Below are 24005 nucleotides of genomic sequence, written 5' to 3'. Positions count from 1 at the left end.
TTATTCCTCCGCATCTGTCTGAAAATACCGTCCAATAGAAACAATTCCGTGGCCGTCCGCTGTATTTCCATACCTGAAAATTATGTCATCTTTGCAGAAGAGTTTCCAGCGGAGAAATACATTGACAGTGCCAAGACCGTTGATCTTCAAAGCAGGCATGCCGGGATTTCGAATGGCATTCATGATATCTGAATTTATTTTTTTCTTGGCTTTTTCAGTGAATCCCGGTCCGGTGTCTGTAACATCGATCTGCCAGCTGTTTTGGTTTATTGTACTGCTGATTGTGATAGTCCATGGCGGTTCGCAGTCAGAACCATATTTGATAGCGTTTTCCACAATAGGCTGGATGATCAGCTTCGGAACCGGCTGATCCAGAAGAGATTCATCTACATCAATGGAATAATTCAGACTGGACTGGTAGCGGACCTTCATGCAGTAGAGATATTTCTGGACATAATCAAGCTCTTCGCGGAGTGTTACAGTTGTTTCAGCAGTATTGGTAATATAACGCATGATCCTGGAAAGATTGCGGCACATTTTTTCCACGGTATCCGTATCTCCGTTTTCTGCAAGCACCATAATGCTGGAAAGAGAGTTGTAATAAAAATGAGGATTAATCTGACTCTGCAAAGCCATGCTGCGTGCTTTCATTTCCTGCTCCTTGGCTTCGTTAAGCTGAGTCATGGAATCTTTTAGGTTATCGCTCATCAGCTGGAATGCCTGATACAGTTCTTCCAGTTCATTGACGGAAACCGGATAGGAAGTGACTTTTTCCTGGCCGAGAGTGTCCAGTTCCATACGCTGGATAATGTGCTTCAGGTGTTTCACCGGTTTTACTACAGAGCGGGAAAGCCTGTAGGAAATGATTACTGCTGCGGCAAGAAAAGTAGCAACAACAGCCAGAAGGATCTTCAGCATTTTGTATGCAGGGGCAAGGATCACAGATTCCGGTTGGATAGTCAGATAAGTGTAGCCTGTATATGCGGAATTCAGTCTGGAGACGTATTCTTTCTGATCTGTGACGGGACTCTGTATGGTAAGGGTATCCTGGTCAGAATCAGTAAGTTTGTAATATTTTGAAATATCATTGGTATCGTCGGCTGTGATATCATAAGGATAGATAAGATCGCCGGACTCATTGAAAACATAGACACTGGCAGCATTTCCGTGATTTTTTTTCTCATAGGAAATGATGCTCTTAAAGATGGATTTACATTGTTTGGCGGTTTCAATCACGCCGACACCACGGCCGTACTGGTTGGTGAAGGAGCGGTACAGGGAGATGAACCACTGGGGATAGCGGGCAGATTTTGAATAGACGTAAGTGCTGTAAGGAGCTGTCAGGACTTTTTTTCCGTTGGCTTCACGGGCTTTCTGGATCCATTCATTATGAGAGTCGTTGCTTTTTTTGACCATGGTGGAAAGGCCGGCCTGGAGCACATATCCGGAGAAATCATAAAGATTTACCTGATCTGCTTTCAATTCAGTGCCGCTTAAGGAGATAAAAAGATCGGACATGGCAGAAAGCATTTCATCGGAAATATTAAGGTCAAATTTCTGGTCGAGAACGGATTTCGACATGTTGCTGTAATTGATGTTTACAGATACAGTGTCAAGATTCTGGATTGCAGAGTCTACCTGGGACTGAAATGTGGAATTTAAGGTGCTCATGGCACTGATCTGGCTTTTCTTCAGCTGCCCGGATGAAAAAACATAAAAGAATATGGCAAAAGAAAAAAGGATCAGGCAGGCCATGCCAAGATAGGCGATAAAAAGTTTGGACTGCAGACTGCGTGTTTTCATATTGGTAAGCCCCCTGTGTGTGAAATGGTCGTGCAAAACATTGGCTAAAAGTATAGCACATTTGTAAAAAAAGTACAAACCGTAAAAATGTAATTCTGAAATAGTGCTTGAAAATGTCAATAGAAACTTGTGTATAGTTACGGAAAATATGAAAAAAGTATAATAAACTGTGAAAAAAGTACAAATACAGGGCAGGAATATCCATGGCTTTTAAAATGATCAGATGATAAACTAATATCATCAAGAGAGAACGAAAAATCAGTTCAAAAAAGGAGGAAACATTAATGAAAAGAAAGAGATTTCTGGCAGTAGCCTGTGCAGCAGCAATGATCGCTTCCATGACGACAGGACTTGCAGTGAACGTATCTGCAGCGGATGAGAAGAGCGATTTCGCAGGCGAGGAGCTCAGCATCCTGGTTTCAGCAGGATGGATGGACAATCGTTACGATGAGACAATTAAACGTTTTGAGGATACCTACGATGTTACCGTAGACCTTCAGACAATTCCGGCTGATCAGTATTCAGATCTTCTTCAGTCCAAACTTGCTACAGATTCCTGTGCAGATATCTTCTGGATCCAGTCCAACCCGTTTGCAATTGAATCTACCATCGTTGATCCTGAGAAATACTGCATCGACTTTACAGGAGCTTCCTGGGAGAATGTTATGCCGGAGACAAGAAAAGAGTCCTGCGTATACAATGACAAACTGTACGGACTTCAGATCTGGAACGCATCTCCGGAGTATGTAATGGTTTACAACAAGACACTGTTCGAAGAGAACGGCTGGGAAGTACCGACAACATATGATGAGCTGAAAGAACTCTGCGGTAAGATCCAGGATGCAGGAATCACACCTTGGTTCATGCCTGGTGCAGATGGATGGCAGCATCAGCTGGCATTTTTCCAGATCGGCGGCGTTTATGAAGAAGCAACACCTGGTCTTTATGACGAATTAAATGAAAACAAAGCAACATTTGCAGATAACGAGAAGATGCTTGAAGTTCTGAATGAGTTCAAAGAACTCTCTGATGCAGGATACTTCGGAGAAGACTGGATCGGAACAGACAGTACAAACATGTCCAACGAATTTGGTGACAGAAACTGTGCAATGGCACTTGCAAATTCCAGTTTCATCAAACAGATCCAGGAAGACACAGGCACATCTGATGAGTTTGGAATGTTCCTTGAGCCACTTGGCGACAATACCTGGTATCCAAGCAGCAACTCCGGCCCGACAATGTTTGGTTACAAGGGAACAGAGCATGAGGATCTTGTAAAAGAGTTCTTCAACTTCGTTACAACAACAGAGAGCCTTCAGGAAATTCTTGATAACTCTCCGGCATACACAAACCTTGACGTTAACGATGACAAGCTTGAGCAGCACTGGCTGCCGGAGGAGCAGGAGTTCCTTAAAACAGTTCCGGATGACAAGAAGGCTGTTGTAACACTTCAGACAGGTACAAAATATACAAACGATTACTGGACACAGTTTGGTCAGGATATGGTTGCATTCTGCCAGGGCGAGATGGAAGCAAATGATGTTCTTAAGAACATGGATACCAACCGTGCTGAGGCAGCAAAAACTGTAGGCGACGAGAACTGGAAATAAATAACAGAACTTAAAACTAGTTGACCCGAAGGCAGAGCCGGTATTTGCCGGCTCTGTTTTAACTTAAAACAGGAGGTGCTTTCTGTGAATAAGAAGAGAATCTATCCACAGTGGTTTCTGATACTGCCGTTGGCATTATATATTATTTTTTTCCTGCTTCCCAGTGTAATGGGTGTTGGTTACTCCTTTACAGACTGGAACTCCAGAAGTGTTCTTAATGGTACTCATTTTGTGGGACTGCAGAATTTTGCTGAGATTTTTACATCAGATAAGTCTTATCTGAGCGGTATTGGCAATACATTGAAGTTTACTATCATTTCCAACATCGTTAAGCTGATCCCGGCTCTTCTGATCGCGATTATGCTTCAGGAGGGACTTAAAGGCAAAGGGCTTTACAGAACATTGCTCTACCTGCCGTCTATTCTGCCTTTTGTAATCATTGGTCTTGTATTTAAATCCATCCTGAATTATAATAACGGACTTTTAAACACACTTCTTGATGCATTCCATCTTGGAATCTTCAAACAGAAATGGCTGTCTGATCTGGCTATTGTATGGAAATCCATCTATGGTGTAGATGCGTGGAGAGGCATTGGTTATGTCATGACTATCTTCCTTGCAGGTCTGAATACGATTCCGAAATCTTATTATGAGGCTGCGCAGATCGATGGTGCAAACTTCTGGCAGAGACTTCGGTATGTAACACTTCCGATGCTGAGTGGTGCTATCATGATCAACCTTGTATTTGGTATTACATATGGTCTGAAAGTATTCGATATTGTTTATGTACTTACAAACGGCGGTCCTGGACATGCAACAGAGGTTCTTACAACTTATGCATTCCAGCTCTATTCCAGAGGCCAGTATGGAATGTCTTCTGCATTGAATACTGTTCTTCTTGTAATTACAGCGATCATAGGTGTATTTATTGTTAAGACATTAAGTAAACAGGAGGTACAGCAGTAATGGCAAAAAAAAGAATTCAGAATTTATTAAAACATGTTGTATGTATCCTGCTTTGCTTATGTGTCGTGCTTCCATTTTATATGGTATTGATCAACTCTTTTAAGACAAAAGCAGAGGCAGCCAGAATGAGTCTGGCACTTCCTACAGAGTGGGTATTTTCCAACTACTCTGAGGTTATTGAAAAAGGAAGCCTGATCCAGGGATTCCTGAACAGTTTTGCATATGCGCTGATCGCTACAACACTTGGCGTTGTACTTTGTGCAATGGCTGCATTTGTCATGTGCCGTAAGAGAACAAAGTTAAATGTATTTCTGTATTATTTTGTACTTTGTGGACTGTTTTTTCCGGTCAACTATGTAACTCTGGTACGTGTACTCAGTACACTGCACCTGAACGATACAAGAGTTGGCATTATCATGGTATTTACCAGTGCAATGATTCCGTTCTGTGTATTTACCATCCGTAACTTCGTAATCTCTGTCCCGGTTGAGCTGGACGAGGCTGCTGTTATCGACGGCGCAGGCCCGTTAAGCCTGTTCTTCAAGATCATCATGCCGCTTCTGAAACCAACTATGGTAACATGTTTTATCCTTCAGTTCATGACAGTATGGAGTGATTTCCTCACACCTTTGTATCTGTCAAGCAAGAGCCGTCTCTTCCCGATGACAATGGCTGTATATCAGTTCTTCGGAAAGAACAAGAGTTACTGGAACTATATTTTTGCTGATATCGTACTTACCTGTATCCCGGTTATCATTGTTTACATGATCGGCCAGAAATACATCGTAGGTGGTATGACATCCGGTGCGGTAAAAGAATAAAGAAAAATATTATAAGAATTATAAAAAAGCACTGCGAGATGAAAAGTTGGATTTATCTTACAGTGCTTTTTACTATTGAAATCTCAGAAATTACTGCATGTTTTTGCAGAAGATCTCCTCCATGGAAGCCTTAAGCGGAACGCCAAGCCTGCGTAAAGTTCCGTCCAGGGCAGCGAAAACTTCTCTTACATTATAGAATGTAGCGTTGTTTCCCATATGTCCGATGCGGATCACTTTGCCAGCCAGGACATCGAAGGAACCTGCCAGCATAATGTTGTAGTCTTTTTTTACTCCATCAAGGATCGCTTCGGCTGTTGTGCCCTCCGGTACTTCAAAAACAGTAACTGTATTGGAATATCCGCTGTGCAGGTAAAGGTTCAGGCCTGCGCCTGTGATGGCTTTTCTGGAGGCACTGGCGATCTTTGCGTGGCGGGAGAGGATGGCAGGGTCTGCTGCGATGTTGTCAATGGCAGCGCGGAGTCCGTAGATATCGCTGATCGGCATTGTATATGGAAACCATTTCTCTTCGTAATAATGTGCAAAAGCTGTAAGATTGGCATAGAAAGAAGCAATTGGTGTCTTACGGTCTGCCATGGATTTCTTTGCATCACTGCTGACTACAACAAAGGTAAGTCCCGGAGGTGCAGATACCACCTTCTGTGATCCGCCGCACATGATATCGATCTGGCATACATCAATGTTCAGAGGCTCGCCGAAGGAAGCGGAGACAGAATCTACAACGGTAAGGATCCCGTATTTTTTTAGAAGCGGGCAGATGGCAGCTACATCGTTAAGCATGCCGCTTGGAGTATCACCGTGTACTACGGTTGCATATTTGTAGTCGTGGTTATCCGCAAGGAAAGCTTCCAGTTCCTTTACATCGAGAGTGTTCTGATAATCTCTGGTATAAAGCTCCGGTCTGCCTCCGTACATGGAAACAAAATCGGCAAAGCCTTTTCCGTAGATACCATTGTCCAGAACAAGAACCTTATCTCCGGGCTCAGTCATGGAAGCAATGGCAGCCTCCAGTCCAAGGATACCCTCACCGCTTAAGATGAGGGTTTCGTTGGAGGTATGGAGAAGAGAACTGATCTTCTCGCAGGTTTCTTTATAAAATTCGACAAAATCTTCGTCCAGATCTGGATTTGTGCATTCCATGCTTCTTGCCAGACGGACATTTTCTGCGACCTGTGTAGGTCCCGGTGTCATGATCTTATACATAAGCTCACCTCTTGATCTTTATATTATTTCCGTAAATTACGGCTGCTGTTACAGCTGTTTTTTTAATCCGGTTTTTCTTGCTGCAAGGTTTAAGGGGGTGATCACTATGAGAACGATGACAGCTGCAACACCGATCTGGACCAGGTTTCCCGGGATGGAAGATACCGGTGCCAGTGGATTTCCATAGATGATAACCTCTGCAATGTAGTATCCTACTACTTTGATCACGCAGGCTGCGGCAATGGCGATCACATACCATTTCATGTTCTGGTGCCGGTGATCTTCTGTGAGCTTACCTACTGTGAAGCCCATGATCCCTACAATAATAAGAGTAAATGGTGCCCACAGGGTCCAGCCGGAGAGAAGGTCAAAGAGCCCCATTCCGATCCCACCGGCAATGGCTCCGGTTTTCTTTCCGAATAAAATGGCACCGATGAATAACGGCACATTTCCAAGGTGGATCAGTCCGCCGTTGGCTGCGATCGGAAGCTTAACATTAATAAATGCGGTGAAGATATAAGTCAGTGCAACAAATGCGGCTGTAATGGTGAGAAACTGAACAGATGAAAGCTCCTGGTCAGTTCTCTGAGATGTCTGAACTGCTTTTTCCATAGTGATAGATCCTTTCCCGAAAACATCGATGTATTGATGTCCTCTTTTCATATATTTTTGGTTGGGTATACTTTACAACATGAGTGTACATGAATAAAGACACAATTATAGAAAAAAAAGAGGGGACAGATCTGAGAGGGATATTTGTCATTAAAACAGGAGGTTTACCTGGTGGGGAATAAAACAGAGTTTTCGTAATGAAGGCGTAAAACGGGAAATACAGGGTCAGCATAGGAAGAGAATAAGATAGGTATATCTGGGAAGATTATAATGTTAGAAAAATCCTGTACGGAGCAGGATGTCTGCTTACGGTTCACCGGCAATGTCCCGCGAGGTGTTTTTTGTGAGTGAAGGTCACAGAAAACCCGAGATATATTCATAAAGTACAGGGAGAAATCAATTGACAAAGCTGTAATAAAATCGTAAACTATAGCAAAGAGTGTGTTCAGGAGTGAATGTTCCGGACACACTTTGTGACTGATGATGATTATGAGGAGGATACTATGAAGAATAAAAAATTTATTGCACTTTTAGCTATGACTGTTGCTCTTTCTGGTGTCATGACGGCATGTAGTTTCGGAGGAGGAAAAGAGGACAGCGTGGTTGTGGAGTCTACTCCTACTCCGACACCGGCGAAAAAAGCGAAGGTTACACCGACTGTTGCAGCAGATGCACAGAATACAACCTATACATCCAAGGATAAATCTGTAGCGATCAAGCTTCCGGATGCAACCTGGGCCAACAAGTCCGATGAGACAGATATGGTAAGCTTCGAGTCTCCGGACCAGGGCAGGATCCTGATCCTTCATGGCTCCGGTGCTGACCTGGAATCCGCAGTGATCCCGAACTCCCAGGATATGGCAGTTTCCATGACACAGGCAGAGAACATGGTAAATGGAACCGATTTTGAGATCCAGGATTACAAGGCAGATCAGAAAGACGGAATCAACATTTATTCTTATACTGTGAAATATAAGGATACGACCAAGAGTGACGGTTATGTATATGCTATCAATAAATACTTTGTAAGTGACAGCGAGTATTACAGCATTGTGGCCTCTGTTAAAAAAGAGGATGCTCTGAAAAAGGTTCAGGAGTCTGTCGACAGCTTTGCGATCCTTGGTGATTCCACTCTGAAGAGTGCGGCAAATGGTTCCGCAGCCAAGACTGCCGGTAAAGATAATGCAGCAGCTTCCTCTGACGGAAATGCATCTGCAGATGGTAATGCAGCAGCTTCTACTGACGGAGCAGCAGATGGAACTACAGCTGCCGGCGGAAGCACATCTGCCGACGGAAGTGCAGCGTCTGACGGAAGTAGCACATCTGACGGTTCTTCCGATGGAACTGCATCCACTGACAGCAGCTCCTCCGGTGCTATCGTAAATGGCGGATTTACAGATGAGCAGCTTGGCAACACAGATGAGACAAGAACTATTTACAGAAACTCCGATGGTAAACCACGTGTTATCGTTCCGGACGGAAACGGTGCATGGATGGATAACGAAGGAAACCGTTTCACCTTCTCTTCTCAGTATGACTGTGATGTATATGAAGAGGATGGAACAAGCTTCTACTGGCACGGTGAGGCTGCAGACGTATACTATATGCCTGTACAGTAAAGCCTGGAGCAGCAGGAGATTCGGTTAGATAAGAATTCCGGGATCACAGCTTTTGTGGCTGCGGTCCCGGATTTTTTGTGTCATATTATGTCAGAGGCGTATACTTATACAGGAAGACATGGTATAATGTGAACGCTGCGGGCGATGGAACGTCCGAAAAATATTTGGAGGTTTTTATGGAAGCATACAGTGATTTTGCCAGAGTTTATGACATTTTCATGGATAATGTGGAATATGAAAAATGGGCGGAATATCTTATAGAAAGTCTTAAAGAATACGGAATTGAAGACGGGATCGTGCTGGAACTTGGCTGTGGGACCGGAGTGATGACAGAGCTTCTGGCTGAGTCCGGTTATGATATGATTGGTGTGGATAATTCTGAGGAAATGCTTGGCGAAGCCATGGAAAAACGTGCAGAATCCGGTCATGAGATCCTTTATCTGGAACAGGATATGCGGGAGTTTGAACTTTATGGAACGGTACGTGCTGTCGTCAGCGTCTGTGACTGTATGAATTACATCACAGAGGAGGATGATCTGCTTACTGTATTTAAACTGGTGAACAATTATCTTGATCCGGATGGAATTTTCATATTTGATATGAACACCCCGTATAAATACCGGGAAATGCTTGGAAATACGACTATTGCAGAGAATCGGGAAGAGGGAAGCTTTATCTGGGAAAATGAATTTGATGAGGAGACCGGGATCAATGTGTATGATCTGACTCTGTTTCTTCTGAGAGAAGATGGTCTTTATGAGAGAGACGAGGAAATTCATTACCAGAAGGCCTATGATCCGGAGAAAGTAAGGGAACTTCTTGAAAAGGCAGGCCTGATCCCGTTGGCGGTTTATGACGCATACACCAAGGATGTGCCGAAGCCGGACAGCGGAAGACTGACTTTTGTGGCCAGAGAACATGGAAAGGAAATTCCGTCAGAAGAGAAATAAAGGAGGAAATTTTTTTATATGAGTGATTATATTGTAAGAGCAACAGCGGCAAACAGCCAGATCCGTGCATTTGCGGCTGTTACAACCGATATGGTGGAGACAGCGAGAAAGAATCATAACACCAGTCCGGTGGCAACAGCAGCACTGGGACGTCTCCTTACCGGCGGTGCTATGATGGGAGCTATGATGAAAGGAGAAAAGGATCTCCTTACACTTCGGATCCATGCAGGCGGACCACTGCAGGGAATCACAGTAACTGCAGATTCTCACGGAAATGTAAAGGGTTATGTGGGAAATCCGGATGTATGTATCCCGGCAAACAGTAAAGGCAAGCTGGATGTTGCGGGAGCTGTCGGCGTAGGCTTTATGGATGTGATCAAGGATATGGGACTGAAAGAGCCATATGTGGGACAGGTTGCTCTTCAGACCAGCGAGATCGCAGAAGATCTCACCTATTATTTTGCAACCAGCGAGCAGGTTCCGTCTGCGGTAGGACTGGGTGTGCTGATGAATAAGGATAATACAGTCCGTCAGGCGGGAGGCTTTATTGTACAGCTGATGCCTTTTGCAGAGGAAGAAGTGATCGCAAAGCTTGAGGAAAACGTATCAAAGATCGATTCTGTTACCAATCTTCTGGAGCAGGGACATACACCGGAAAGTCTTCTTGAAAAAGTACTGGAAGGCTTTGACATAGAGATCAATGATACACTGCCCACACAGTTCCATTGCAACTGCTGCAGAGAGCGTGTGGAAAAAGCGCTGATCAGCATCGGAAGAAAAGAACTTAACGAGATGATCCAGGAAGGCAAGGACATTGAGATGAACTGTCATTTCTGCAATAAGAATTATAATTTTACCGTGGAAGATCTTAAGAGAATCATAAGAGAGTGCAAGCGATAAAACTCGGGAGGAAGAAAAAATGAAGCATGGTTTTATCAAGGTGGCAGCGGCAACGCCGAGAGTTACCGTTGCAGACTGCAAGGCAAACGGAGAGGAAATCCTTAAGGCCATTCATGAAATGGAAAAGGAGCATGTCAAGCTGATGGTATTTCCGGAATTTTGTATCACAGGATATACCTGTCACGATCTTTTTCTCCAGAGATGTCTTCTGGACAGTGCGTGGGATGAGCTTCTGCATATTGCGGAGGAGACAAGGGAGACGGACGCCCTGATCTTTGTGGGACTCCCGCTGCGTCACAGAGGCAAGCTCTATAATGTGGCAGCAGCTCTGAATCATGGACGTATCGTGGGATTTGTGCCGAAGACTCATATTCCGAATTATAATGAGTTTTATGAGCAGAGACAGTTTGCAGGTGCAGAGGAAGAAGATGTGGAATTTGTGGACTTCCTGAAGTGCGAGAAAAATGAGGAGGATGAGTTCTGGGATGAAATTCCTTTTGGAACAGAGCTGATCTTTGAATGTAAGGAATTTCCGGAATTTACCGTTGCAGCAGAGCTTTGTGAGGATCTCTGGGTCCCTGCGCCGCCAAGTATCCGTCATGCCATCAACGGTGCGCATATCATCGTTAATCTCTCTGCCAGTGATGAGATGGTAGGTAAGGATTCCTACCGGAGAACTCTGGTAAGCGGGCAGTCAGCACGACTGATCTGCGGATATATTTATGCCAGTGCAGGGGAAGGGGAGTCTACCCAGGATCTCGTGTTTGGCGGACAGAATATGATCGCAGAGAACGGTTCCATGCTTGCGGAAAGCAGACGCTTTGAGAACAGCATCATTTACAGTGAGATCGATGTGCAGAGACTGGCTGATGAGAGAAGAAGAATGTCCACGTATCCGGCAGTTTCTACCTGCAGTCATACAAGAGTTGATTTTTCCGTAGCAGAGGAGGAAACAAGACTTACCAGAAAATATCCACAGTATCCCTTCGTTCCGTCTGTGAAGGAAGAGCGTGATGAGCGCTGCGAGGAGATCCTGAACATCCAGGCTATGGGACTTAAGAAACGTATGGAGCATATTCACAGCAGGAGTGCGGTGGTAGGACTTTCCGGAGGACTGGATTCTACCCTGGCGCTTCTTGTAATGGCACGTGCCTTTGACAGGATGGGAATGCCTAGAGAACAGATCCACTGTGTGACCATGCCATGCTTTGGAACCACAGACAGAACCTATCAGAATGCCTGCAAGTTAAGCCGCTGCCTTGGTGCAAGGCTTACCGAGGTAAACATCAAAGAGGCGGTAAATATCCATTTCCGGGATATTGGACATGATCCGGAGATCCACGATGTGACGTATGAGAACAGCCAGGCACGTGAGCGTACCCAGATCCTGATGGATACGGCAAATAAGGAAGGCGGCGTTCTTGTGGGAACAGGAGACCTTTCCGAGCTGGCTCTTGGCTGGGCAACCTATAATGGCGATCACATGTCCATGTATGGTGTGAATGCTTCTGTTCCGAAGACACTGGTACGTCATCTGGTACGTTATTATGCGGATACCTGCGGAGATGAGGAACTTAAGGAGGTTCTTCTGGATATCCTGGATACTCCGGTAAGCCCGGAGCTTCTTCCTCCTAAGGATGGCAAGATCGCCCAGAAAACTGAGGATCTGGTAGGACCTTATGAGCTTCATGATTTTTATCTGTATTACATGCTGCGTGCAGGATTTACACCGGATAAGATCTACAGGCTTGCCTGCCTGACCTTTGACGGGATTTATGATAAAGAGACGATCCTGAAATGGCTGAAAACCTTCTATCGGAGATTTTTTGCCCAGCAGTTCAAGCGTTCCTGTCTGCCGGATGGCCCGAAGGTAGGTAGTGTGGCACTTTCTCCAAGAGGAGATCTCAGAATGCCAAGTGATGCAAGTGCAAGGATCTGGCAGGATGTGCTGGAGAAGATTGAAATCTGAACGTAGATCGCAGAGCGGAGAGCTTAAGTGTTCTCCGCTTTTTTTACTGCGTCCGTGATAGCTGAAAGGAGCACCTGGGAGGTATATTTCCGGTCTCCTGCATACTGAATGTCTTCCAGGGACTGACTGGAATAGATCTGACTTGCCAAAGAATCCAGAACCGGTTCCATAAGAGGATAGGAAGCTTTTGTCGTTTCATTTAAATTCACCAGACGGATGGCCTTGATCCTGTCAGCATTTACAGTAACTTCCACATCGAAGGTATTATCATTCAGAGTGATGGAAGAGGTATAGACGCCCGGCTTGTAGCGGGATTTTTCGCCGGCTGTATGACTGGCATTTTTTCCGGGACCGAACATGAAGAAAAGAACGACAGCCAGAACAACAGCCAGAGCCAGAAAGACAGCTGTGTAAATGATCTCTTTCATATGTAGAACGATGATCCTGGTTTTGGAACTCATGGCGCACGCCTCCCAAAGCTTTTTGTATAGTTTATTATCGGGATGGAGGATTTATGCCACAGCTGTGCGCAGACCATCCGATACCGTGTCCGGAAAAATAAGGAAAAGAGCAGGCAGATATTTCAGAATATGGAGAACTACCGTTCTATAGGAGCAGAATTTGTGGTATGATAGGAATACTTCAGGCGCAGGAGGGCGCCGGAATGACTGAAAATCTGCAAGTGATCGGGAGGATGAAGATGTCATTACAGTTTATCATAGGAAGTTCCGGAAGCGGAAAATCCTGTTATGCTTATCAGAATATAATAGAACAGGCGGGGCTGCATCCTGAGAAGCTTTTTTATGTGATCGTGCCGGAGCAGTTTACCATGCAGACCCAGAAGACACTGGTGGAGATGAGTCCGGGCAAAGGAATCCTGAATATTGATATCCTGAGCTTTGAGCGTCTTGCATACCGTGTTCTGGAGGAAGTTGGAGGAGACAGCCGCACCCTTCTGGAAGAAACCGGTAAGAGTATGGTGCTGCAGAAGATGGTACAGCAGCATGGAAAGGAGCTTTCCTATCTGGGAGGTCAGATGCGTAAAGCAGGATACCTGGATGAAGTGAAGTCTATCCTGTCGGAGTTTATGCAGTACGATATCCGGGACAGTGAGATTCAGGAGATGATCGAGGATTCCGGTGACAGAGCGTTACTTCAGATGAAGCTGAAAGACGTAGCTGTTCTTTACCAGGCATTTACCGGATATCTGAAGGATCATTATATGACGGGAGAAGAAGTAATGGATGCGCTGGAAAAAGCTCTTCCGTTTTCTGAAAAAATGAAAAACAGTGTACTTCTTCTGGATGGTTACACCGGTTTTACTCCTATTCAGATGCGTGTTGTGGGAGAACTTCTTGCTGTCTGTGAAAAGGTGATGGTAACGGTGACTATGGATGCGGATGAGAATCTGAGCATGAGAGGAAAACCTTATCAGCTTTTTTATATGAGCCGTCAGATGATCCACGGGCTTTCGGAGCTGACCAGGGAGATCGAGACGCCGGTTCTTTTGAAGGATGTGGGAAAATCCCGCTTTTCCCAGGCACCTGCCCTCCATTTCCTTGAAAAAAATATTTTCCGTTACCGAAAAAATATATACAAAAAAGCGCAGGATGAGATCTGCATGTTTTCGGCAGTGAACCCGCAGAAGGAAATGGAAGAAGCTGCCCGCCGGATCGCCAGACTTGTAAGGGAAAAGGGCTGCCGTTACGGTGAGATCGCCGTGATCACAGGTAATCTGGAGGAGTATGGCAATCTTGCAAAGCAGGTATTTACAGCAGCAGGAATCCCGTATTTCATTGATGAGAAGCATACGGTCCTGATGAATCCGTTTGTAGAATATTTCCGGGCAGCACTTGAGATGGCAGTGCAGGATTTTTCCTATGAAAGTGTATTCCGGTATCTCCGCTGCGGAATGTCCTGTGTGACCAGGGAGGAAGCAGACCTTCTGGAGAATTATGTGCTGGCTCTTGGTATCCGTGGATTTAAGAGATGGGATGAAGTGTGGGTGCGTATTTACCGGGGAATGCCGCCGGAAAGCATTCAGAGGCTTAATGAGATCCGGAAGCGGTTCGCAGATGAGACCAGAGAGCTTGCGCTAAGCTTTAAAGGCGGGAAAAAGACGGTCCGGGAATATTGTACTTTTCTCTACGAGTTTGCAGTGCGGAGCCAGGTGCAGCAGAAACTAAAGCATCAGGAACTGAAATTCAAGGAACAGGGCGACAAGGCCATGGAAAAGGAATATGCCCAGATATACGGAATTGTTATGGAACTTCTGGATAATATGGTGGAGATCCTGGGCGAGGAAACCGTGAACCGTCAGGATTTCCGACAGCTTCTGGAAACAGGATTAAACCAGGCCAAGGTGGCTCTGATCCCGCCAAGTATGGACCAGGTACTTGTGGGAGATATGGAGAGAACCAGGCTGAAGGATATCCGTGCACTGTTTTTTGTGGGAGTAAATGAAGGGAATATTCCGAAGAATACATCCGGCGGAGGAATGCTCACGGAGATTGACAGAGAATTTTTTAAAGATCAGGGAATCCAGCTTGCACCGGGGCCAAAGGAACTGATGAACATGCAGCGGTTTTATCTGTATCTGAACATGACCAAGCCAAGAGAGCTGCTCTGTCTGTCCTTCTGTCAGTCTGACAGCCAGGGAAAAGCCCTGAGTCCGGCCTTTCTTGTCAGTAATATCCGGGAGATGTTTCCGAAAATGGAGATCCGGCAGTGCGGAGATATGCAGGAACCTATGGAATTACTGGAGCTTCCGGGAATCAGCCTGGATTATTTCCTGAGAGGGCTTGCAGGAGAAGCTTACCAGGATAATGCGGTCTTCCAGGAGCTGTACAGCTGGTATCTTCAGAGCCCGGAATACAGGATCCTTGTAAAAAAACTTACAGAGGCATCTTTTTCAGAACGACCGTCAGACAAGATCGGAAAAACAGTGGCAAAGATCCTCTATGGAGAAATTTCTCCGTACAGCGCTACCCGGCTGGAGCGTTTTGCGGCCTGTGCATTTGCACATTTTCTGCAGTATGGCCTGAAGGTTACAGAACGTGCAGAGTATGAGTTCCGGGCTATGGATATGGGAAATGTCATGCATATGGCACTGGAAAAATTTGCGGTGGAAGTCCGCAAAGAGGGACTGGACTGGGCAGAGCTTACGGAGGAAGAGCGAAACCGTATCATAGACAGTTGTCTGGATCAGGTTTCAGCAGATTACGGAAATACAGTTCTTAAAAGCAGTGCGAGAAATGAATATATGCTCGAACGGACCAGACGTATTTTGCGGCGTACAGTGTGGGCTTTGCAGGAACAGCTGAAGCATGGAGCATTCCGGCCGGAAGGTTTTGAGGTGAGGTTTCAGGGCGGAAGGATCGACCGCGTGGATATCATGGAAGAACCGGAGAACAATCGGGTCTATGTGAAGGTGATCGATTATAAAACAGGAAATACTTCGTTTGATCTGCTGGCGTTGTATCATGGCCTTCAGCTTCAGTTGATGGTCTATCTGGATGGTGCGTTACAGGTAGAAAAAAGAAAGTATCCGGATCGCGAGATCGTTCCGGCAGGTGTGTTTTATTACAATGTGAAGGATCCTATGATACAGGAGAAAATCCATGCGGATATGGAAAGCATCAATGAGCAGATGCTGAAGAAAATGAAAATGAACGGGCTTGTACAGGCAGATGATAATATGAGCACCAAAATCGACAGCACTATGGCCTCCATACCGGTGTCCCTGAACCGGGACGGAAGCTTCAGCAAAAGATCTTCTGTTGCATCCAGGAAGCAGTTTGATGCGCTGGGAGCGTATGTGCGGAGAAAGATCTGTGACATCCGGGAATCGATCCTGGATGGAAATGCGGCAGTGGAACCCTATGAACTTGAAAAAAAGAATGCCTGCACATACTGTCCGTATCTTACTGTGTGCGGCTTTGACAGGAAGATACCGGGATATGAGTTTCACAGAATGTCGTCCATCGGAGAAGATGCACTGTGGAAAAAGATCATGAAGGGAGAGGAAGAGAATGGCAGTGAAATGGACTGAAGAGCAGAAAAAGGTCATCACGCTCCGGGACCGGAATATTCTGGTCAGCGCAGCAGCCGGTTCCGGTAAAACTGCAGTGCTGGTGCAGAGGATCTTAAGTAAGATCATGGACCCTTTGAAACCGGTGGACATTGACCGTCTTCTGATCATGACATTTACAAGGGCGGCAGCGGGAGAGATGAGGGAACGTATCGAACGTGGACTGGATCAGGCACTGGCTGAAAATCCGGATAATGAGCATCTGCAGAGACAGATGACGCTGATCCATACAGCACAGATCACTACCATTGACGGCTTTTGCGCCTATGTGATCCGAAATTATTTTCATCTGATCGGACTGGATCCGGGTTACCGGACCGCAGATGAGGGTGAACTGAAGCTTTTGCAGGAAGATGTGCTGAAGGAGCTTTTTGAGGATCATTATGCAGAAAGAAAGGCAGATTTTACTGCATTTGTGGAATGCTATGCGCCAGGAAAAACGGATGAAGGACTGAAAGAACATGTGCTGGAGCTTTATAATGCTGCGATGAGTAATCCATGGCCCGAAAAATGGCTGGACAGCTGTGTGGAGAATTATCATCTGGATCCGGAAAAAGGTCTTGAGGGGACGCGATGGTTCCGATATCTGTGGGAGGCAGCAGACTGTGCACTGAAAGAAGCGGAAGAGCTTACAGAAACCGCAATGAAGACCTGTCAGCTTCAGGATGGACCGGAGCTTTATCTGGAGGCTCTGGAAAAAGATATGATGCTGATCCTGCAGTTGAAGCAACTGTCCGTTAAAAAGGACTATGATGAGATGGCGCAGAATCTCCGGGATCTGAAATTTGCAAGACTTTCCTCAAAAAAAATGGAGGGGGTATCGGAGCAGCTGAAAAATCTGGTAAAAGCTCTTCGCGAAGATGCAAAAGACAATTTGAAGGAACTGGGAATCCGATATTTTTACGGAAATCTGGATGAGCTGACGGAACTGACAGAAGCATCTGCACCACCGCTGGAGATGATGGTGAAGCTGACAAAGGATTTTGCAGAGCGTTTCCAGGCAAAGAAGCGTGAAAAAAATGTTCTGGATTTTTCGGATATGGAACATTTTGCCCTGGATATCCTTCTGAAAAAGGAAGGAGAAAACTATGTGCCCAGCCAAGCGGCAAGAGAGCTTTCTGAAAAATATGATGAGGTTCTGCTGGATGAGTATCAGGACAGTAATCTGGTCCAGGAGATCCTGATGCAGACAGTTTCCGGCTGGGTCAATGAACGTAAAAATATCTTTATGGTAGGAGATGTAAAGCAGAGCATCTACCGTTTTCGTCTGGCCCGTCCGGAACTGTTCATGGAAAAATATAAGAGCTATTCGCTGGAAGACAGTCAGGAACAGCGGATCGACCTGCATAAAAATTTCCGAAGCAGACCGGAAGTTCTTGAAAGTGTCAACTTTATTTTCCGGCAGATCATGGGGGAAGATCTGGGAGGAATTGCCTACGACGAGGCGGCAGCTCTGTATCCCGGAGCTTCTTTTCCGGAAGGCCAGGATCAGGAATTCGTAAAAACAGAGATCCTTCTTGTGGATAAATACAGTCCGCTGCTGGAAGAGAAGGATGAAGAAGTAACGGAGAATGAGAGAGAGCTGGAGGCCCTTGCCATTGCAGGAAGGATCCGATCTATGGTAGGGCATGAACGGGTGCTGGATAAGGAAACGGGAGAGTATCGACCTCTTCAATATGGAGATATCGTGATTCTGCTCCGGTCTGCTTCAGGCTGGGCAGAAACCTTTGGGGAGGTATTGAGTGCAAGAGGGATACCGGTATATACGGCATCCAGAACCGGATATTTTTCTGCAACAGAGGTTGTGACACTGCTGAATTATCTCCGGATCCTGGATAATCCGCTGCAGGATATTCCCATGACCGGCGTACTGCGTTCACCGATCGTTGGATGTACCACAGAAGAGCTGGCTGAGCTTCGGATCGCATATCCGGAAGGAATGATCTATGAATGTGTGTGCAGGTTTGTGGAGGATTACAGAGAGCATGGGAGCTTTGAGGAAAACAAAAAAATCCTCGGGGAGAAGCTGTCCTGTTTTATGGACACTATGAATGCACTTCGTGATAAGGCGGCTTACACGCCGGTCCATCAGCTGATCCTGGAGGTGCTTGCACGCACCGGATATGGAGACCATGCAAAGGCAATGCCAAATGGTGAACAGAGGAATGCAAACCTGAACATGCTTGTGGAAAAAGCAATGGAATATGAGAAGACAAGCTATCGAGGCCTTTTTAATTTTGTAAGATATATCCAGAAGCTTCAGCAGTATCAGGTGGATTACGGGGAGGTAAATCTTTCCGGAACCGGGGAAAGTGCGGTGCAGATCATGACGATCCACAAGAGTAAGGGACTGGAGTTTCCGGTAGTGTTTGCAGCAGGAATGGGAAAACGCTTTAATTTCCGGGATATGAACGCAAGTATCCTGATCCATCCGGAGCTGGGGATCGGTGCGGATGCGATCCTGCCGGAGAAGAGGATCATCGCTCCATCCCTGTGCAAGCAGATCATACGGAGAACGCTCCTGATGGAAAGCCTCGGAGAGGAGCTGAGGGTACTTTATGTAGCGCTTACACGTGCAAAGGAAAAACTGATCCTCAGCGGAACTATTGGAGCCTTGCGTCCGGAATTGGAGGAATTGTCCGCATTAAGGGACAGTGAGGAACCATTGCTTTCTCTGGGAAGAAGGCTTTGCGGGAAGACTTACTGGGATTATGTACTTCCGGCACTGGTAAGACATCGCTGCATGGCACCATTATTTCATGAATATGGCATCTTTATGAATACCGCAAATCCTCTGTACAAAGATCCGGCAGAATTCATAGTTACAAGGGTTACAGCACGGGAACTGACAGAAAGTGAGGTTATGGAACAGGCGGAGCGGGAAATGAAGAAGGAAACGCTGGAGAACTGGAATCCGGGCAGAGTTTTTGACAGTGAGATCCGGGAGGAGATCCAGAGACGTTTTTCTTTTGTATATCCATATCAATATCTGGAAGACCTTCCTGTGAAGGTCAGTGTATCAGAACTGAAAAAGCGAAGCTACCACAGTGAGCAGGATCTGGAAGAAACGGTGGATTATGAGACGGAAGAAGAGATCCAGCCGCTGGTTCCCCGATTTATCGAGGAGAAGAAAGAGGAAGGATATACAGGGGCACTTCGTGGAACCGCTTATCATCGTGTAATGGAATGCTTGGACTATCAGAAGACAGCAAACAGGGATGAGATCCGCAGACAGCTGAGAGAATGGGTTGACGCCAGGAAGATGGAAAGAAAAGAGGCTGAGTCGGTCCGGGTAAAAGATATCTGGAATTTTGTGGAAACACCTCTCGGACAGCGGATGAAAGCAGCTTCAGAGAAGAGACTTCTGTTCCGGGAGCAGCCTTTTGTGATCGCAAGAAAAGCTTCGGAGCTTGATCCGCAGTGGCAGTGTGAGGAAAATGTTCTGGTACAGGGAATCATTGATGCGTATTTTATAGAGGATGAAGAAATCGTTCTGGTGGACTATAAAACGGACTTTGTGAGACGTGGAGAAGAAAAGAAGCTGATCGACCGTTATTATGTACAGCTGGAGGATTACGCCCAGGCATTGGAACGGATGACAGGCCGGAAGGTGAAGGAACGGTATATTTATTCGTTTACTCTTGGAGAAGCGTTCAGTCTCTGATCTGAAAATGAAAAGACATGTTAATGTGGGCAGATATCCTGCGGCGGAGAGGTTATACTCTCCAGCCTGCAGGATATTTGTTTTTCAGGATCCCGTTTACAAGCTTTCCGAAGCCGAGAGGATAACCGTCCACGCAGAGAATATGCCAGCCTTTTTTGTGTGCGGCCTCTTCCGGCTCGATCATAAGAGTTTCGCCTTTCAGATAACGGGTAAGCCGCTCGTCGGAAACCGGCAGGGAGATAACTGCTTCCACATCTCCTTTATGAAGAGCCAGCGCCAGAGGCTGAGACGGCTCAAAACGGTTTTTCTTCAGATCACCCAGATAGAGGCCGTTTCGAAGAAAGGAGATTCCGCGGAGATCCAGCGGGAAGGGCAGCTGATAGTATACTTTATCTTTGCGGACCTCCACTCGGTTCCAGTCAAATTCCTGACCGCCGATGGTTTTCAGGCCAATTTCAGAGAAAAATTCCTCCAGCCATTTCCGGGTGTTTTTGTCCGGTCCTTTTGCGGAAAAGCGGAAAACAGGTGGAAGAGAGTCGCCTTTTTTGCGGAACAGGGCGAGAAAATGGCCTTCACCATCCATTTTGTGTGGAAAGATTCGGACGCATTTTTGCAGTTCTTCCGGATTAAATGTATTTAAGTTTAATGCAATTTCGGAATCGGAAGTGTCTGCTGTGCCAGCATATTCCGGTCGGCCGCCGGAGAAGCCTTCATATCCTGGCATTTCCATAAGTTCCATATCCGGGCGTTGTCTGAGAAGATAGGCTACCACTTTTTCGTCTTCACATGGGGAAAAAGTGCAGGTGGAATAAAGCAGCATTCCGCCCGGACGGAGCATATCGGCAGCTTTTAAGACCAGGTCTTTCTGGATATCAGAAAGCTCTGCGGATTTTTCCGGTGTCCAGTCGCGGGCAAGAGCTTCCTCTTTTCGGAACATGCCTTCCCCGGAGCATGGAGCGTCCAGAAGGATTTTATTGAAGAAAGCGGGAAAACGCTGGGCAAGGTTGGCGGGCTTTTCGTCGGTGACGAGCATATTTTTCATACCAAAAAGCTCCAGATTCCTGAGAAGGGCTCTGGCTCTGGAAGTACTGATATCGTTGGCAAGGAGAAATCCGGTGTCATTTAAGGCTGCACCCAGGGCAGTGGCTTTTCCTCCGGGAGCTGCACAGAGATCCAGGACAAAATCTCCAGGTTCGATGGGAAGCCTGGAAGCTGGTGTCATGGCACTTGGTTCCTGAAGATAATAAAGACCTGCCTGGTAGTAAGGACATCGTGCAGGGCGGCTTTCCTCCTCGTAGAAGTATCCTGTATTGATCCACGGGATCGGCCGGATGGGGAAAGGGGAAAGCGTCTGAAAGTCCTGGCAGGAGAGCTTGGCGGTGTTTACACGTAGACCGTAAGTGCGGGGATTTTTGTAGCTTTTCAGGAAAGCATCATAATCATCTCCCAGCATTTCTTTCATACGCTCCAGAAAAGGAAGCGGTAATGTCTGTATTTTATCTGAATCTGTCATAATTTCCTCCATAATATAAACTTGACTCTCTCGGATAATGTGTGAAAAGAGTGGTTTCCGAAAATATTATAAAGTATAGAGGGATTTTTCTAAATACTATTGACAAAACTATATTATACGATATATAGTATTATTCACAGAACAATATTACATGACTTATCATGTGAGCGTTGGATCGTGAAGTGATCGCGTTCATCAGCATGTAGTAAGACGGAATGTGAATGTCTGTTTTACAGGTCATAGAGAGGTGAGCAGATGGTATTTAATACAGGAGCAGCCCTGCTGGATGCGATCGTCCTGGCTGTTATTTCCAGAGAGAAGGACGGTACCTACGGGTACAAGATCACCCAGGATGTGCGAAGTGTTCTGGAGGTTTCAGAATCTACGCTGTATCCGGTCCTTCGCAGGCTTCAGAAGGATGAATGTCTGGAAGCCTACAATATGGAATATGCAGGAAGAAACCGGAAATATTATAAGCTGACAGATAAGGGCGCAGCGCAGCTGAATCTTTACAGAAGTGAATGGGAGATCTATTCATCTAAGATCACCAGGATGTTTGAGGAGGGAGTTTGATCATGAACAGAAAGCAGTTTATGGAACAGCTTGAACGGCTGCTTTCCGATATTTCAGAGGCAGAGAGACAGGAAGCACTGGAATATTATGAAGGATATTTTGATGATGCAGGTCCTGAGAATGAAGGAGAAGTGATCCGGGAACTGGGAAATCCGGGGAAGGTTGCTGCGATCATTAAGGCAGATCTTCAGGAGAACAGTGAAGACTACGGGGAATACACAGAGAACGGATATCAGGATACCCGTGTGAAAGAGAACGGGGAAATGCCGGACCATTATACAGAAGTAACCGTATACGGAAATGGACAGGGAGGGTCCCATCGTGATACGGGAAGCAAAGAAAATTTTGAAGACCGCAGGAAAAGACGTGCCCAGCGCGGCTATCACGCAGAGAAAAAGCAGAATAAGGCAGGGATCATTCTTGCGCTTATCGTTCTTGTTTTTGCGGCTCCTCTGATAAAAGGATTATTTGGCGGAGTACTGGGGATTTTGGTGACACTGGCATTGTTGCCTTTCCTGCTGACATTTTTTGCAGGAGCGGGATCGATCATCCTTGTGATCGGTGCAGCTGCGTGTATTGTTGTTGGAATTGCCATGGCGGTGTCTCTTCCGCCGGCCGGGATCCTGACTATCGGTATCGGATGCCTGATGATGTCACTTGGACTTTTGCTACTGTTACTGACGGTGTGGTTTACAGGTAAGATACTGCCGGCGATCCTGCGGAAATTTACGGGATTCTGCAGCAATCTCCTGAATGGAAGAAAGGCGGGAAAAGTATGAAACGTTTTCTGAAGGTAATCCTGATCCTTGCAGTAGTATTCGGTGTGGCAGGCCTGGGACTTACTGCCGGCGGAGCTGCCATGGGAGCGACTATGGGAGATGTGAGTGTGCTGGATCATGGAATCACGCAGGTGCTTCGTATTCTGGATCATGAAGACAGCTGGGAAGTGGAAGACTCCGAAGAAGATATGGATGAGCAGGAGGATGATTTTCAGGCAGATGCAGAGAGAACGGTAACTGAGAAAGGCATTCTGGCAGATAGTGCAGACAGTTCCGCATATACGAAAGTATATGAGGCTTCGGCTGTGTCAGACCTTTCCTGTGATCTGAGATATGAAGAACTGGTTTTGAAAACATGGAATGAGGATAAAGTCCAGGTGAAAGTTTCAGGGAAGGATCACAATCGCGTTCAGATCAGCAATGACAACGGCAGTCTGAGAATTGCAAGTGATCAAAAAGTGAGAAACCGTTCCGTGGAAATTTTTTGCCCGGAAAACTTAAGCTTTCAGAAGATAAAGCTTCAGATGGGAGCCGGAACCATCGAACTGGATGGTGATTTTAAAGCGGAGCAGATGGAAGTAAATGTGGGAGCCGGAACCATTGAAAATTCCGGCAGCCTGGATATAAAGGAAGCAGACTTTACAGTCGGAGTGGGAACTGCCGACATCAGTGAAATTCAGGTGGAAAAATTAAATGGCAGCTGTGGCATGGGAAATATGGAGCTTACACTTACAGGAAAAGCAGCTGATTATAATTATGAGCTGAAATGTGGTCTTGGAAATCTGGAGGTGGATGATTCTCTGGAAACATCCATCACTTCCGGAAATAAACAGATCACAAATGAAGGTGCTGCGAAAAATATAAAACTGGATTGCGGAATGGGAAACGTTCAGGTTGAATTTGAAGAAGATTAAA

The 24005-nt window shown here is 46.0% G+C and carries 17 protein-coding genes; 12 read left to right on the top strand and 5 right to left on the bottom strand.

Annotated features, from left to right (window positions below; translation table 11 throughout):
• Window positions 1–1803, bottom strand: a complete 1803-nt coding sequence (locus tag MUB50_RS14210) for a sensor histidine kinase (protein ID WP_118626113.1) — start codon at window positions 1801–1803, stop codon at window positions 1–3.
• Window positions 1804–2087: 284 nt separating this feature from the next.
• On the opposite strand from MUB50_RS14210, the gene MUB50_RS14205 reads away from it, so the two are divergent.
• The 3 genes from MUB50_RS14205 to MUB50_RS14195 all read left to right on the top strand — a co-directional run bounded on the left by MUB50_RS14205 (window position 2088) and on the right by MUB50_RS14195 (window position 5200).
• Window positions 2088–3413: an ABC transporter substrate-binding protein gene (locus MUB50_RS14205; protein ID WP_015527223.1), complete on the top strand. Its 1326-nt coding sequence runs from the start codon at window positions 2088–2090 to the stop codon at window positions 3411–3413.
• Window positions 3414–3497: 84 nt separating this feature from the next.
• Window positions 3498–4379 carry a carbohydrate ABC transporter permease gene (locus tag MUB50_RS14200; RefSeq protein ID WP_226843038.1) on the top strand — a complete coding sequence of 294 codons (882 nt, stop codon included), beginning with the start codon at window positions 3498–3500 and terminating at the stop codon, window positions 4377–4379.
• On the top strand, window positions 4379–5200 hold the full coding sequence (locus tag MUB50_RS14195; protein ID WP_118626115.1) for a carbohydrate ABC transporter permease: 822 nt from the start codon (window positions 4379–4381) through the stop codon (window positions 5198–5200). Before MUB50_RS14200 ends, MUB50_RS14195 begins: the two co-directional genes overlap by 1 nt.
• Window positions 5201–5290: 90 nt before the next feature.
• On the opposite strand, the gene MUB50_RS14190 is transcribed toward MUB50_RS14195, so the two are convergent.
• Window positions 5291–6421: a pyridoxal-phosphate-dependent aminotransferase family protein gene (locus MUB50_RS14190; protein WP_118626117.1), complete on the bottom strand. Its 1131-nt coding sequence runs from the start codon at window positions 6419–6421 to the stop codon at window positions 5291–5293.
• A gap of 48 nt (window positions 6422–6469) precedes the next feature.
• On the bottom strand, window positions 6470–7033 hold the full coding sequence (locus tag MUB50_RS14185) for an ECF transporter S component (protein ID WP_118626119.1): 564 nt from the start codon (window positions 7031–7033) through the stop codon (window positions 6470–6472).
• A 503-nt stretch (window positions 7034–7536) separates the two neighbouring features.
• Between MUB50_RS14185 and MUB50_RS14180 the strand changes: the two genes are divergently transcribed.
• From MUB50_RS14180 to MUB50_RS14165, 4 genes are all read left to right on the top strand, one after another.
• Window positions 7537–8652 carry a hypothetical protein gene (locus tag MUB50_RS14180; RefSeq protein WP_243101157.1) on the top strand — a complete coding sequence of 372 codons (1116 nt, stop codon included), beginning with the start codon at window positions 7537–7539 and terminating at the stop codon, window positions 8650–8652.
• Between the two features lie 176 nt (window positions 8653–8828).
• Window positions 8829–9602, top strand: a complete 774-nt coding sequence (locus MUB50_RS14175) for a class I SAM-dependent DNA methyltransferase (RefSeq protein WP_244791453.1) — start codon at window positions 8829–8831, stop codon at window positions 9600–9602.
• 18 nt (window positions 9603–9620) lie between these two features.
• A complete protein-coding gene (gene hslO / locus MUB50_RS14170; protein WP_015527218.1) occupies window positions 9621–10502 on the top strand; it encodes an Hsp33 family molecular chaperone HslO in 882 nt (293 codons plus the stop codon).
• Window positions 10503–10521: 19 nt separating this feature from the next.
• Complete coding sequence (locus MUB50_RS14165) at window positions 10522–12471, top strand: NAD(+) synthase (RefSeq protein WP_118514270.1); 1950 nt, start codon at window positions 10522–10524, stop codon at window positions 12469–12471.
• A gap of 23 nt (window positions 12472–12494) precedes the next feature.
• On the opposite strand, the gene MUB50_RS14160 is transcribed toward MUB50_RS14165, so the two are convergent.
• Window positions 12495–12932 (bottom strand): FMN-binding protein, encoded by a 438-nt coding sequence (locus MUB50_RS14160; RefSeq protein ID WP_138276424.1) that lies wholly within the window; start codon window positions 12930–12932, stop codon window positions 12495–12497.
• Window positions 12933–13135: 203 nt separating this feature from the next.
• On the opposite strand from MUB50_RS14160, the gene addB reads away from it, so the two are divergent.
• Both addB and addA read left to right on the top strand, forming a co-directional pair.
• Window positions 13136–16522, top strand: a complete 3387-nt coding sequence (gene addB / locus MUB50_RS14155; protein WP_330637550.1) for a helicase-exonuclease AddAB subunit AddB — start codon at window positions 13136–13138, stop codon at window positions 16520–16522.
• Entirely contained in the window at window positions 16503–20225 is a 3723-nt protein-coding gene (addA, locus tag MUB50_RS14150) for a helicase-exonuclease AddAB subunit AddA (RefSeq protein WP_244791455.1), read from the top strand. Before addB ends, addA begins: the two co-directional genes overlap by 20 nt.
• A gap of 52 nt (window positions 20226–20277) precedes the next feature.
• On the opposite strand, the gene MUB50_RS14145 is transcribed toward addA, so the two are convergent.
• The gene (locus MUB50_RS14145) at window positions 20278–21738 is read right to left on the bottom strand and encodes an RsmF rRNA methyltransferase first C-terminal domain-containing protein (RefSeq protein WP_244791458.1); all 1461 of its coding nucleotides are present in this window, start codon (window positions 21736–21738) and stop codon (window positions 20278–20280) included.
• A gap of 255 nt (window positions 21739–21993) precedes the next feature.
• On the opposite strand from MUB50_RS14145, the gene MUB50_RS14140 reads away from it, so the two are divergent.
• Genes MUB50_RS14140 through MUB50_RS14130 form a run of 3 tightly spaced genes read left to right on the top strand, consistent with a single transcriptional unit; the run spans window position 21994 to window position 24004 of the window.
• Window positions 21994–22311 (top strand): PadR family transcriptional regulator, encoded by a 318-nt coding sequence (locus tag MUB50_RS14140; protein WP_015527209.1) that lies wholly within the window; start codon window positions 21994–21996, stop codon window positions 22309–22311.
• 2 nt (window positions 22312–22313) lie between these two features.
• Window positions 22314–23090 (top strand): DUF1700 domain-containing protein, encoded by a 777-nt coding sequence (locus MUB50_RS14135; RefSeq protein ID WP_244791460.1) that lies wholly within the window; start codon window positions 22314–22316, stop codon window positions 23088–23090.
• A complete protein-coding gene (locus MUB50_RS14130) occupies window positions 23087–24004 on the top strand; it encodes a DUF4097 family beta strand repeat-containing protein (RefSeq protein WP_244791462.1) in 918 nt (305 codons plus the stop codon). Before MUB50_RS14135 ends, MUB50_RS14130 begins: the two co-directional genes overlap by 4 nt.
• Window position 24005: the final 1 nt, after the last annotated feature.

It is taken from the genome of Blautia sp. NSJ-140, assembly GCF_022868965.1.
GTDB lineage: Bacteria > Bacillota > Clostridia > Lachnospirales > Lachnospiraceae > Blautia_A.
This window is presented reverse-complemented; position numbering and strand designations above follow the sequence as displayed.

What these genes read in the sequence shown, in the direction of transcription:
- MUB50_RS14210 (WP_118626113.1), bottom strand. Translation starts at nt 1,803, where the DNA reads ATGAAAACACGCAGTCTGCAGTCCAAACTTTTTATCGCCTATCTTGGC.
- MUB50_RS14205 (WP_015527223.1), top strand. Translation starts at nt 2,088, where the DNA reads ATGAAAAGAAAGAGATTTCTGGCAGTAGCCTGTGCAGCAGCAATGATC.
- MUB50_RS14195 (WP_118626115.1), top strand. Translation starts at nt 4,379, where the DNA reads ATGGCAAAAAAAAGAATTCAGAATTTATTAAAACATGTTGTATGTATC.
- MUB50_RS14190 (WP_118626117.1), bottom strand. Translation starts at nt 6,421, where the DNA reads ATGTATAAGATCATGACACCGGGACCTACACAGGTCGCAGAAAATGTC.
- MUB50_RS14185 (WP_118626119.1), bottom strand. Translation starts at nt 7,033, where the DNA reads ATGGAAAAAGCAGTTCAGACATCTCAGAGAACTGACCAGGAGCTTTCA.
- MUB50_RS14180 (WP_243101157.1), top strand. Translation starts at nt 7,537, where the DNA reads ATGAAGAATAAAAAATTTATTGCACTTTTAGCTATGACTGTTGCTCTT.
- MUB50_RS14175 (WP_244791453.1), top strand. Translation starts at nt 8,829, where the DNA reads ATGGAAGCATACAGTGATTTTGCCAGAGTTTATGACATTTTCATGGAT.
- hslO (WP_015527218.1), top strand. Translation starts at nt 9,621, where the DNA reads ATGAGTGATTATATTGTAAGAGCAACAGCGGCAAACAGCCAGATCCGT.
- MUB50_RS14165 (WP_118514270.1), top strand. Translation starts at nt 10,522, where the DNA reads ATGAAGCATGGTTTTATCAAGGTGGCAGCGGCAACGCCGAGAGTTACC.
- MUB50_RS14160 (WP_138276424.1), bottom strand. Translation starts at nt 12,932, where the DNA reads ATGAGTTCCAAAACCAGGATCATCGTTCTACATATGAAAGAGATCATT.
- addB (WP_330637550.1), top strand. Translation starts at nt 13,136, where the DNA reads ATGACTGAAAATCTGCAAGTGATCGGGAGGATGAAGATGTCATTACAG.
- addA (WP_244791455.1), top strand. Translation starts at nt 16,503, where the DNA reads ATGGCAGTGAAATGGACTGAAGAGCAGAAAAAGGTCATCACGCTCCGG.
- MUB50_RS14145 (WP_244791458.1), bottom strand. Translation starts at nt 21,738, where the DNA reads ATGACAGATTCAGATAAAATACAGACATTACCGCTTCCTTTTCTGGAG.
- MUB50_RS14140 (WP_015527209.1), top strand. Translation starts at nt 21,994, where the DNA reads ATGGTATTTAATACAGGAGCAGCCCTGCTGGATGCGATCGTCCTGGCT.
- MUB50_RS14135 (WP_244791460.1), top strand. Translation starts at nt 22,314, where the DNA reads ATGAACAGAAAGCAGTTTATGGAACAGCTTGAACGGCTGCTTTCCGAT.
- MUB50_RS14130 (WP_244791462.1), top strand. Translation starts at nt 23,087, where the DNA reads ATGAAACGTTTTCTGAAGGTAATCCTGATCCTTGCAGTAGTATTCGGT.